The 12,154-nt window shown below is 69.5% G+C and carries 8 protein-coding genes; 3 read left to right on the top strand and 5 right to left on the bottom strand.

Features of this window, described 5'->3' with window-relative positions:
- The first annotated feature begins 362 nt into the window (after positions 1-362).
- Complete coding sequence (locus tag ACVNF4_RS00615) at positions 363-2,024, top strand: N-6 DNA methylase (protein ID WP_461800611.1); 1,662 nt, start codon at positions 363-365, stop codon at positions 2,022-2,024.
- Positions 2,025-2,052: 28 nt separating this feature from the next.
- Here ACVNF4_RS00615 and ACVNF4_RS00610 read toward each other — a convergent pair whose 3' ends face one another.
- The 5 genes from ACVNF4_RS00610 to ACVNF4_RS00590 all read right to left on the bottom strand — a co-directional run bounded on the left by ACVNF4_RS00610 (position 2,053) and on the right by ACVNF4_RS00590 (position 10,185).
- Positions 2,053-4,188 (bottom strand): UvrD-helicase domain-containing protein, encoded by a 2,136-nt coding sequence (locus tag ACVNF4_RS00610; protein ID WP_461800610.1) that lies wholly within the window; start codon positions 4,186-4,188, stop codon positions 2,053-2,055.
- 40 nt (positions 4,189-4,228) lie between these two features.
- The gene (locus tag ACVNF4_RS00605; protein ID WP_461800609.1) at positions 4,229-5,440 is read right to left on the bottom strand and encodes an McrC family protein; all 1,212 of its coding nucleotides are present in this window, start codon (positions 5,438-5,440) and stop codon (positions 4,229-4,231) included.
- A complete protein-coding gene (locus ACVNF4_RS00600; protein ID WP_461800614.1) occupies positions 5,437-7,254 on the bottom strand; it encodes a DUF4357 domain-containing protein in 1,818 nt (605 codons plus the stop codon). The genes ACVNF4_RS00605 and ACVNF4_RS00600 overlap by 4 nt, the downstream gene beginning before the upstream one ends.
- A 109-nt stretch (positions 7,255-7,363) precedes the next feature.
- The gene (locus tag ACVNF4_RS00595) at positions 7,364-7,771 is read right to left on the bottom strand and encodes a hypothetical protein (RefSeq protein WP_461800608.1); all 408 of its coding nucleotides are present in this window, start codon (positions 7,769-7,771) and stop codon (positions 7,364-7,366) included.
- Complete coding sequence (locus tag ACVNF4_RS00590) at positions 7,768-10,185, bottom strand: AAA family ATPase (protein ID WP_461800607.1); 2,418 nt, start codon at positions 10,183-10,185, stop codon at positions 7,768-7,770. Before ACVNF4_RS00590 ends, ACVNF4_RS00595 begins: the two co-directional genes overlap by 4 nt.
- Before the next feature lie 227 nt (positions 10,186-10,412).
- Here ACVNF4_RS00590 and ACVNF4_RS00585 point away from each other — a divergent pair, with 227 nt between their 5' ends.
- Positions 10,413-11,594, top strand: coding sequence for a helix-turn-helix domain-containing protein (locus ACVNF4_RS00585; RefSeq protein ID WP_461800606.1), 1,182 nt, complete (start codon positions 10,413-10,415; stop codon positions 11,592-11,594).
- Positions 11,591-12,136, top strand: coding sequence for a hypothetical protein (locus ACVNF4_RS00580; protein WP_461800605.1), 546 nt, complete (start codon positions 11,591-11,593; stop codon positions 12,134-12,136). The genes ACVNF4_RS00585 and ACVNF4_RS00580 overlap by 4 nt, the downstream gene beginning before the upstream one ends.
- Positions 12,137-12,154 lie beyond the last annotated feature (18 nt).

The raw sequence follows: 12,154 nt of genomic DNA, 5'->3' as shown, positions 1-12,154 counted from the left end.
CCCTCGCGACAGCTGGCAGGACCACTTCGCGGACCTGGACGCAGCCGTGGCGGCTTCGGGGCTGGGTGACGTGCAGTTCGTCGCGCCGTTCATCCCCACGGTGCCAGGAACGGACCGCTACGTGGACGAGTTGCGATGAGCCAGCCGGGCGCTGTCTGAGGCTTGCGCACCGCCCCGCATCGGACTCGGTCCGCACTGAAGCGCCCTGAGAGGCGCGATGCCCATCCTCCGGACCGGATCGCCGGCATCGCTGACGCCGCCCTCGCCCTCGCCGAGGGCCAGTCCAAAGAGATATATTCGTGTACACCGTCAACACATACCATTGATTGATGGAGTCGTGTGGTCCGTGTACGGTTATGTCCATGGCAGACCACCCCGCCCCACCAGTCGGCGGACCGCTTGTCACCGGCTCCGAGATCGCCCGGCTCGCCGGCGTCACGCGTGCCGCGGTCTCCAACTGGAGGCGGCGGTACGAGGACTTTCCCTCACCCGCAGGCGGGGGTGCGAGCAGTCCGCTGTTCGACCTGGCCGCAGTGCAGACGTGGCTGGACAAGCAGCGTAAAGGCCAGGAAGTCTCCCTTGAGGTGCAGCTGTGGCAAGCCCTGCGAGCGGCCTACGGCGAGGAGATGATCGGCGGGCTCGCCGATGTCGCCCAGTTGCTCGCCGGTATCGAGGGCGAGTCTCCGGAAGCCCTGCCGGCGGACGCCGTACGACTGGCCAGGCAGCTCGGCGAGAGCGGATCACCGGGTGACGTGGTGGACGCCCTTACTGAACGCTTCACCGACTCCGTACGCCGAGCCGGGTCCGACCAGGTCACCTCGCCACGTATCGTCCGGGGTGCGCGGCGCTTCGTCGGCGAGGTGCCCGCTGACGCGACCCTCTTCGACCCGGCTTGCGGTATCGGAACACTGCTGTTGGCTGTCGGACCTGAGCACGGGCCGACGCGGTGTGGCCAGGAGACCGACGCCCGCAGCGCTCGGTTCGCGCAACTGCGAGCCGATCTCACAGGCCGTGCCGACGTCCGCATCGTCACCGGGGATTCTTTGCGCGACGACCACTGGCCGGATCTCAAGGCCGATCTCGTCGTCTGTGATCCGCCCGTCGGATCCACCGACTGGGGGCGTGAGGATCTGCTTCTCGACCCCCGGTGGGAGCTCGGCACACCCTCGCGCGCCGAGGGAGAACTCGCCTGGCTGCAACATGCCTATGCCCACACCGCGCCCGGCGGCCGCGTTCTCATGGTCATGCCCGCTTCGGTCGCATACCGCAAGGCCGGCCGCCGTATCAGGGCCGAGCTCGTGCGACGCGGCATCCTCACGAGCATCATCGCCCTTCCGCCCGGGAGCGCCTCCTCGCACGCGCTCCCCGTGCACCTCTGGCATTTGCGCCGCCCGCAGTCCCCAGATGATGTCGTCGCCAAGGTACGCATGGTCGACCTCACAGCGAACGATCCGGACGACCCCATGGAACCGGGACCTGACCAAACCGCGGACGTACCCCTGATCGAACTCCTCGACGACACCGTGGACCTCACTCCTGGCCGTCACGTCGCAGAGTCCCACCGCGACTACACAACGGAGTACCGGGCTCTGCAGCAGGAGTTGTCGGAGCAGGTGGGGCTACTGGCTGATCTGTTGCCGACTTTGACGGCAGGCGCCGGTCCAAGTGGCCTGGAGGGGCCGTCCGTCAGTGTCGCCGACCTCGCGCGCGCCGGGCTGGTCGAGTACGGCGATCCGGAACCGGTCTCGGTGAGCGATCAGCTCGACACCGACTATCTCCAGGGCTTTCTGCGCAGCGCAGCGAACACCCGGCGGTCCACGAGTTCCAGCGGCACCTACCGGCTCGACGGCAAGGGCGCCCGCATCCCGCAGATGGACATCGCCGAGCAGCGCCGGTACGGAGCGACGTTCCGTGCACTGCAGGAGTTCGAGGAGAGGGCCCGGCGGGTAGCCGAACTCAGCAAGCAGGCAGCTGCACTCGCCAGGGACGGGCTCGGCAACGGGGCTCTTTCACCTGAAGAGTGACGTTCAGTCAGATCTTTGGAGCTGCACCTCACTTCGTCTGAGGAACGAAGGTACTGGCTGTCCCGCTCCACGACACCGCCAACGCCTCTCGCGCCCGCGTGCACGCCACGAACAGCAGGCACCTTTCACGGAGCAGGTCCGAGTCGTGCTGCAGTGCGTCCACGGAGGCCGGCGTCACTTCGCGGGCGAAGGGAAGCGCGCTCGCCGTCGCGCCGACGACGGCGACACTGCGGAACTCCAGCCCCTTCATGGCGTGCATGGTCGCCAGTCGTACGCCGTCCGTGTCCGGCCCCGGATTGTCTCTGACCCGGACCACCGGCACCCGGGCCGCGGCCAGCTTGTCGTAGGCCTTGTCGAGCAGCACGTTGAAGCGTGCACACACGCCGATCTCCGACGGTCGGATGCCCTGCGCGATCCAGTTCTCGACGCGCTCGACGAGCGCCGAGATCTCCGCTTGCTCCGAGCCGTGCCCGTCCACGTGCGGACTGCGGCCGTGCAGGAGCGACCGGTAACCCGCCAGGGTGTCGCTGCCCTCACCGCCGAGGTCATCGACCGACACCGGGGTGAGGATGCCCGTCGACCACGCGAGGATCTCCTCCGTACTGCGGTAGTTGATGCGCAGGCGGTGCGTGCGCCCGGCCACCGAAATGCCGAGCGAGCCCAGTGAGACCTTCGAGTCGTAGATCCGCTGGTGCGGGTCGCCGGTGATGAACAGATCGTCGCTGCCAGGTGCCACCGCGCCGCGTAGAACGCGCCACTGGGCCGGATGCAGGTCCTGTGCCTCGTCGACGACGACATGGTCGTGCGTGGGTGAGGAAGCGGCCAGGAGCTCGGCCGCACGGGCGCACACCTTGAGGTGCGTGGTGACCTTCTGGTGGCGCAGCATGGACTCGAACAGCTCGACGGCCGGCCACAGCTTCTCTCGCCTGGTCGGCGACAGTGCACTGCCGCGGCCGCGACGTGAGGCCGCGCGGTAGTCGTCCAGGGTGCGCAGGTCCTGGGCGAGGACGACATGGCGGTACTCCTGAGCCAGGAACTGTTCCGTCCACGACAGGCCGAGCTTCTTGGCGGCCCGCTGCCACAGCTGCCGCTCCTCCCGGTCGCCGATCGGGTAGGGCGCCCGGCCGTCGAAGCGGGTCACGATGGCGTGCGCATAGGCGTTGACCGTGGTCACCTCGACGCGGGAGAGAAGCGACTCGTCGCCGTCCAGGAGGACGGACAGGTTCTCCCGCAACGACGCGGCCAGGGCGTTGGTGAACGTGGTGAGCAGGACGCGGGCATCCGGGGAGCGGGTGAGCAGGTGCTTGACCCTGTGCAGTGCCGCGACCGTCTTGCCGGTCCCCGGGCCGCCGGTGACCTGAACCGGACCGCCGTACGACACTCGGTAGGCGACCCGGCGCTGTGAGGGGTGCAGGAACACCCGCCAGGCCGCGAACGGCTTCTCCAGGATGTCGGCGAGTTCCCGAGGGCCGGTGACCAGGGTGATACGGCTCGTGGTGTTGGCGATGACGACGGCCAGGCTCTCGTCCGGGTCGGGCCCCGCGTCGACGGGCCGCCGGACGGCGACCACGTCCCGGTACACCTCCTCGGGGCTGAAACCCTCAGCCAGGTACTGCAGCACCTCGCACTGGTCCTCCGGCAGCAGCGTCTCGAAGGCCCGCAGCTGCGCCTTGTCGACGATGGTCCGCACGGCCCGAAGTACCTGGTCATCGAGGCCGAGTTCACGCAGCACCGTGTCAGAGTACTTCGCGAACAGCAGCGATTCTGCGGTCGCGGCGGCCTTCTCCAAGGCCGGGGTCAGCTGCTCGATCGCCGCGACGTTGCGGACCTCCAGGGCCCGTGTTGCGGAGTTCGTCGTGTAAAGCCGTTTCGCGGCCCAGGTGTAGGCGTCGTCATGCGGGACGACGTTGACGAGCAGGAAGACGTCGCTGCCGTCGTCCGGGGCGAGGACGACGCCCCGCCAGAAGTCGTTGACGCGGATGGTCCGCATACGCGGGTCGCGCGCGTTCTCCACGGATTCCAGGTGCAGTCCCTTGTCCGCCTGCAGTTCGGGGACGGTGAGCTGCTGGAACTTCTGCATCGCCTTGCGTACGCCGGCCTTGACGGGCCGCTGGAGGACGTCGTAGCTCTCCCAGAAGCTGCTGGCGAACGCGAGCTGCGGCACGAGGCGCCCTCCCCACCCTGAACGGACACTCAGTGGTCGATCATACGCGCGGGGTGCTCACCAGCCGCGCGGCCACCTCATCAAGGTCCGAGAGCAGCCCGGAGGGCTCCTGGTCGAGGTCGAGGGCGTGCTGGTGGATGACGATGCCCGCGTGCCGCACCGTGTGGGCCGCATGCGGCGCATTTCCCTTGGCGTACACCAGGTGGCCTTCGCGCAGGCCCAGGGCGGTGCAGTAGGCGAGCATCTGGTAGAGGTCGGCGTCCGGAAAACCTTCCCGCTTCTCAGCCTTGTACTTGGCGTCCGCCACCGCGCACGGGGCGCCGTTCGGCCCGTAGAGCACGAAATCGGGCTTCATGCGGATCGCGGCCGCCTCGTCGAGGTGATGCGGATCCTGAAGCCGCGCCGCATACCCGACGCCACGGCATGCCTCCCGCAGCGCCACCGTCACGAAGTCCTCGAAGAGCTTGTTCATGTCGAACAGAAACCCGTCGACGCGCAGCCCGCCAGGCGCGTGCTCGACGGACGCGTTCTCCAGGACGGTTCGGGCGAGGCGCAGGGCATGCTGGTAGCGCGAGTTGAGTCGGCTCGGCTGCCATGCGGGCAGCGGCTGACCGCGCACGATCACCGTGACCTCGGCCAGGCGGGCACGCTGGTGGAGCAGCCCGTGACGCACGTCGTGGGGTACGCCGGGCAGCCGCAGGAGGCACTCGACGGCGGAGCGCAGCAGGCGGTTCTCCGCGATGTCGGTGGTGAACTCGTCGTACTCCACCTCCACCGGCAGCGTCGCGCCGAACTGCCGCCGTATCTGCTCGGCTTCCCGGACGCGGCCCCGGACGACCAGGGACGTCGCCTCGGTCACCTGGTACCCCTGAAGGAGCCCCTGTCGCAGGGCCCGGCCGGTCTGCCGTTCCACGGCATGGGCGAGCGCGGGCAGCAGCTCGCGGTGCTCGGCGACATCGACTTCCCCGTCTCGCCAGCCGCCCTTCGGGTTGAGGCTGTACCCGAGGAGGAAGAACAGACGAGCGATGGAAACCTTGGGGGCGACGCGTACGGTGATCGGCTCTTCGCCTCCTGGCACCGCGACTGCCACGGCGCCGACCTTGCTGCCGGCCCGCAGTGACCAGTGCCCCGGCACGTACGGATCGGGAACCGCGTCCACGATGTCCCCGGCCGCCAGCGCTCGTCCGACCGCGTCCGGCAGCGCGACGCCCATGGCCGGAGCGTGCTCGACGAGTTCGATGACGTGTGTCACCCGAGCGAATCCCGCAGAGCCGCCAGCCCGTACCGCTTCTCGATGTCCACGCCCTCCCCGTAGTGGTACTCCTCCAACAGCGGCAGGATCTTGGTTCGCCACGTCCGTTCAAGACCGCCCTCCCGATAGACGCCCCGCTTCATCAGGTACGAGGGCCCGATGCGGAAGTCGGCATCGTCCATCCGGGAGTTGAGTGCGTCGAGCAGGTCGGCCGACTCGGCGTCGTGGCCCTCGCGCGTGAGCCAGCGGCGCAGCAACCCGCTCGTCGGCTCGGTGCGCGGCGACAGCTCGACGAAGGCGAAGCGGCGGCGCATGGCCGCGTCGACGAGGGCGATCGACCGGTCGGCGGTGTTCATGGTGCCGATCACGAAGAGGTTGGGCGGCAGCGCGAAGTCGTCGCCGGAGTACGTCAGCCGTACCGACTTGTTGCGGTACTCCAGCAGGAAGTACAGCTCGCCGAACACCTTTGCCAGGTTGGCGCGGTTGATCTCGTCGATAATCAGGAAGTGCGGGATGTGCCGGTTGCCCTCGCGGGAGGCCAGATCGGCGAGTTCCCGCAGCGGACCGGCGGTGAGTCGGAAGGCGACCTCCCGGGTCTGCGGATCCTCCTGTGGCCGGAAGCCCTCGAAGAAGTCCTCATACGCGTAGGACGGATGGAACTGCACGAGCTTGACCTGCTCGGGCCCGCCACCGAGGAACTCGGCGAGCTTCAGGGCGAGATATGTCTTGCCGGTCCCGGGCGGGCCGTACAGCACCAACTGCCGCTCGTCCCACAGCAGATCACGCACTTCGCGCAGCCAGGCCGTGTCGTGCACGAGGAGGTCGTCGGCCAGCTCGTCCGTGGGTTCGGGCAGCTCCAGCTCGCGCCGTGCGGTGAGCGCGGGGATCTCCACACTCGGGTCCCGGTCGGCGGCCTCGGCCTCCTCGATCAGGTCCTCGTCGCTTATCCCCAGGCCGTCGATGAGATCTTTCACCGCGGTCAGATCGACGACGTCATGCTGTGCGGAGAGCTTCTGCTGGAGTGCCTCGGGCAGGTCCTCGTACGCGTGTCCGTCGTCTGCCCAGTCCACCGGCCGGCGCAGATCCGACCGGCCGTCCTCGGAGGCGAGCTGCTCGGCGTCTCCCGTGATCTTGCCGACGAACAGCCTGCCGCCCGAGATGGTGCACATGGTGTCGCCGGGCCGCATCCGGGAGAGGAACATGTGCAGTTCCTCGACCAGCTGCACCTTCTGGTTGTATGTCGCGGTGGAGGCGTAGTCCTCCTCGACGGCGGTACGCAGCCGGTCCTTGCTGATGCCCTGCTCGACCCCTTGGCGCAGGTGACGTGCTCGCAGGGTCACCAGCCGCTCGGGCAGCCACAGCCGCGGCACGAGGTCGAGACCGGAGACGTTGGAGCCGCGCACCAGCCACGCCCGGTTGGGTCCCCACCACACCTGGTCGAGGTAGTCGGAGAGCGGATGGCCGTCGGCGGTCTTCCACTCCAGCCATCCGTTGGCACTGCGACCGACCAGAATCTCGGCGGCGGCCGACGGCGAGTTGCACTCGACGTCCTCGACGAGTTCCATCCAGCCAGGCCAGGTCTCCGACTCCACGAAGACGTCGTCCTCGATCAGCCGCTGCCGCAGCCGGTACGACGACGGCATGCGCACGGGGAAGGACGGCACCACCTCCGGCCGCCCCGGCGACCCGGCCAGGACGACGAACTTCTGGCTCCCGTTCGTCCCCTTCTCGGTCAGTAGCCGTCCCGTGGCCTCGGGGCCGCCGCCCGGCAGCTTCAGCCGGAACTCCGGGTACGGCGTTCCGTCGTCGGCCATGGTCACCACGTCCCCCATTCGTGCACCGTGCGTTCCTCCAGAACGATAGGGGGCGCCGCTGACAACGGGCGCCCCCAGCGGGATACGTGCCAGGACGCGGCACGCGCCCTCAGGCGTCTTCCGTCGCCGTGACGGAAGCCGGGTCCGGCCTGCCGCCCAGGGCCGCGAGGAGTGCGGTGACCTCCAGCAGCCGGGTGTGGATCTCCGCCGGAGCCGGGGGAAGCTCGTACGTGCGGTAGTGGCAGGCCGCGCTGAGCGCCGCCCAGGTGGTGCGACACCGGCGTGCGGTGTCGCGGCCCGCGTACCACTCCAGACACAGCATCCGGTGCTTGCCGATCCGCGTCATCGACGGAGTGACCCGCCGCCAGTAGGCGTCCAGTGCCTGGTCGAACGCCATGCGGAGCAGGACCGCGGCGGCACGGGCGCGCAAACCCGGGGCCAGGGTGTTGACGGTGCCGGGCTCGGGCAGCAGGAGATGGCCGGCGGCGGTCACCAGGGTCTCCGGGGACGCGCTCATCGGGCGCCCCCGGCGCTCTGGGTTCCGGTGCTGCTCCGGATCGCCGTCGCGAGCGTCTTGGTCCGGCGGACGAGATCCTTGCGGTCGTCGACGGTCGACAGCGGCATGTGGGCGCCCGAGTTGAAAGTCTCGATCAGAGCCCAGCCTCCGGGGCAGATGCGCTCCACGGCTGCACGGGCGTGCTGCTGCTCGTCACCGAGCAGAGCGAGAGACACGTACGACTTGGTGCGTTCAAGGGACTCCACGCGCTTCTCGATCGCCCCCAGCCCGAGACCCTTCTCGTCGCGGAGCCTGCGTCGCGCGGTCTCCAGGCAGGCGGCTTCGACCGCCACCCGGCACATGGCGGGCAGCACGTGGTCGGCCACGTCCTGCGGCAGGTCGGGGTCCAGGGAGACGGCCCGCGCCTCCGCGAGCGCCTGCTCCACCGGGTCGGTGAGCGTCTCCACGTCCACCACCGAGTCGGTCTGGCGGCTCACACGCAGGACGGTCGCACTGATACCGAGGTGAGCGACAGCATGCTGGAGCCGGGTGTCGTGGGTGAAGACGATCACCTGCCTGTCCCTGGCGCAGGCGTCAAGCACCCGGGCCAGCCCCTCGACCTTCTCGGGGTCCATGGACTGCACGGGGTCGTCGATGACGAGGAAGCCGAACGGGCTGTCCGCGTGCGTGGCACGCGGCAGGAACAGGGAGAGCGCGAGGGAGTGCAGTTCGCCCTGGCTCATCACGCTGTAGGCGGGGGCGGACATGTCGTCCACGGAGACGCCGAGTTCGACCTTGCCACGACCGGGAGTACCCGCGAGGGTGACGGACCCGAGCGTGACGCTGCTGTGCTCGCACAATTTCTGCCACACCTCCTGGGACCGCTGGGCGAACGGGCGCAGCCGCTCGTCGCGCAACTCGTCGATGATCGGCCGCAGCCAGGTGCGGGCCTTGCGAGCGTGCTTACGCCGGTCCCGTGCGGCTTCGGCCGACCCCTCCGCACCGAGCCACTCGGCCAGCCGTACGGCGAACGGCTGCCAGGCACCGTCGTGCTCGGCGAGCCGCCCGGAGGCCTCCTCCCGCACCTGCCGGCAGGCGTCGTCCAAGGCGCCCACGGCACGCTCGACGCGGTCTGCCAGCTCCCTGGGGTGGGCGATGTCCCGGCACTGGGCCCACTCCTGCCACATGGCCGTGAGCGGGGAGGTCTCGCCGCGCAGCCAGACAGGAACGGGCTGTACGAGGTCGTGCGCGGCCCGCACGGCGACCGCCACCTCCTGCCGTGCGGCCTCGGCTCCGACGGCCTCCGTCTGGAGCCGCTCCACCTCCGCCCGCGCCTGCTCGGCCCACGCCCGGTCCAGCCGGTTCTCGGCGCCGCAGACCGGGCAGTCCGTGCCGCGCGAGCGCCGCTGGTGTTCGACGGCCGCCTCCAGCAGCCGGGCCAGGCGGCGGGCCTCCTCGGCGCTCCCGTACCGGGCTTCCTCGGCACCGGCGGCGGCCTCCCGCAGCCGGGCGACAGCCCCACTGACCTCCGCGAGGTCCGGCCCGGCGAGGCTCGCGTGCTGACGCAGCCGGGCCAACTCGGCCTCGGCGGCCGGGGTACGGCTCTCCAGCAGCGCACGTACCCGTCCGAGATCGCGCCTGGCTCCCGACAGCGCCTGGGCGGCCTCGCGGGCTCTGGGATCGTCGACCGTGCCCAGCGCGTCGAGGAGCTGCGCGGTGAGCGCGTCCGCGTGCTTGATCGTCTGCTCGCACTCGCTCGCGGCGTCCTTGACCCGCCCGTCGAACTCGGCGAGCAGTTCGAGCCCGAGGAGCTTGAAAAAGGCGTCGTGCAGGCCGCCGAGCGTGCCGTTGATCATCGAACCGAGTTCGCTGTACGGCAGGAAGGGCCGGGCGAGGTCCAGCGCATCGGCGTCGACGACTTCCTCCAGCTTCCGCTCCGAGCCGTCCTCCCCCTCGACCCGGGTACGCGCCTCATCGACCTTGAGCCCGTGCCAGGTCCGCCGCACGGTGATCGCCTCGCCCCGCTCGCCCGCGGCCAGCTCGACGCGGACCTCGGGGGTGACGTCGGGGCTGTGCAGGTTGCGCCAGCCCTTCTGCCAGTCGGTGGCCCGCCGCCCGTCCCACCGGGAGTTGCGCCCCGTCAGCGCGGTCTCGGCGGCTTCGGCGAAGCTCGACTTGCCGGAGCCGTTGGGACCCGCGACGACGACCAGGCCGGGCCCAGGCGGCAGTTCGAGGGTGGTCCGCGGACCGATGCCGCGCCAGCCGGCCGCGGTGATGGACCGGAGCTGCACGGGTCCTGCCCGCCCCGCGCTGCTCCTGGCCGGTTCGTCGGGGACCAGCTCGCGTAGCAGTTCCTGCACCTGAGGTGCGAGGTCGGAGTGGCGCAGGCGGTCGAGGAGGAGGTCGCGCAGGGATGCAGGGGGCTGATCGGTCATGGTCGGTTCCCGTTGCTGGGCGCGGCAGTAGGGGCCACGCGGGCTGTTGATGCGCCTTGTTGGCACTTCAAGCGTGACAGTAGCGTGTTGGCAACGTCAACAGGTTCACACGATTTGAAGAATTCGAACCTGTGTACACGATGGGGACGCAAGGCCGACCAAATGGCCTGTGCCGTGCCACGTGACACGGTGTTGCGATTTTCGCAACTCGCCCATATGGTGAACTCATGGGTGAATCCGTAATCGACCGCGTACGCAACGTCATGGCGGCGGCCGCGATCAGTCAGACGGCGTTCGCCGAGGTCGTCGGGCTGTCGCCCGACAAGTTGTCGAAATCCCTCAGCGGCGTCCGCAGGTTCACGTCGTACGACCTTGCCCGGATCGCGGAGTTCGGCGGCACCACTGTCGACTGGCTGCTGACCGGTCGTGAACCGCTCCGTCCCGCCTTCGCCGCCCGCACCAGCACTCCGGCGGTGGACGAGCGGGATCGCGGCCAGCTCAAGGACCTCGTGGAAAGGTTCACCACGGCACACGAGGTGATCGACCTGTTGGGCCTTTCCCCGCGGCTTCCGGAGCTGCCTGTCGTCCGCTCGGACCTCAGGCGCTACGTCGACCAGGGCACGGCTCTCGCCGAGGACGCCCTTGCCGCGCTCGCCACCGCGGGCTCACCGACCGTCGGCGACATGGACACGGCCGATCTGGTCCAGGCGCTGGAACGCGCCTTCGGCGTCGACGTGGCGAAGATCGACCTGCCGGACGGAATCGACGGCGCGGCCTGGCAGGCGGACGGATTCCGGCTCATCATGATCGCCCGGACGAAGGTGCCGACCCGCCAGCGTTTCACGCTCGCCCACGAGCTCGGCCACATCCTGGCCAGGGACGCCCAGGACCTGCTGACCGAGACCCACCTGTCGCCCGGACGTCAGAAGGACCTGACCGAGGTGCGGGCCAACGTCTTCGCCGCCCGCTTCCTGATGCCCCGGAGGGAGATCGGTGCGGAGGCAGGAGCGGACGGCCTCACGGACGAGCAGCTCACCTCTCTGGTCGTGCACTTCCAGGTGTCTCCCAGCGCCCTCGCCGCACGGCTCGCACAGTTGGATCTGATCGCCTCGGAGACGGCGAGCAGGCTGCGCGGCCTCACGACACAGGACTGCCACTGGCTCACGGGACAGGCCGATCTCTTCGAGGCCCGCAAGACGTGGTCACTGGCCAGGCGACTGCCCTTCCGCCCCGCCCAGCTGCTGTACGACGCCTACCTCGCGGGAGACACGACGCTACGCCCGCTGGCCGCCTACACAGGCCAGGACGTGGACAGGATGCGGGAGTTGCTGGAACCCGAACCGGCTCCGCAGGAGGACGCGCCGTCCGGCAGCGACGTGGACGAAGGGGACCTGGTCTTCCAGCCATGACGCGCCACTGCTGGTTTCCCGACAACACCGTTCTGTGCAACTTCGCCTCGGTCGACCGGCTGAGCCTCCTGGAGAAGGTCCTCGACGGTCGCGGCCGTTGGACTCAGGCCGTGGCCGCCGAATCGGCTCAGTCCGCGCGCTACTGGCCGAAGCTGAGCCAGGTGCCGGCAGACGGATGGCTCGGCGAGCCCATCGAGATCGACGACCCCGCCGAAACCGCCTTGGTGGACCGCGTCCGCCGCGTTGTCTTCGCAGGCTCCTCGTCGCGACCGCTGCAACACCTGGGTGAGGCGGAGACCTTGGTCGTCATCGAGTATCGCAGCGGCTTCGCCGGCTCGGTGTGGATCACGGACGACGGCGAAGCGGGCCGCTACGCACACCGCAGGGGCATCTGTGTGAAGGACACGGTCGGCATGATGCGCGAGGCCGCCGTCGCCGGTCTGGTCACGGCCGGAGAGGGTCGGTCGCTCCTGCTGGCGATGGAACAGGCCGGACGCCACCTACGGGGCATTCCGGGAAGGGCAGAGGACTTGTTGCGCTGACGAGAACCGCTCTTGTCG

The organism is Streptomyces sp. S6 (assembly GCF_054880855.1).
The sequence above is the reverse complement of the archived record's forward strand: the minus strand, read 5'-3'. Positions and strand labels throughout refer to the sequence as shown.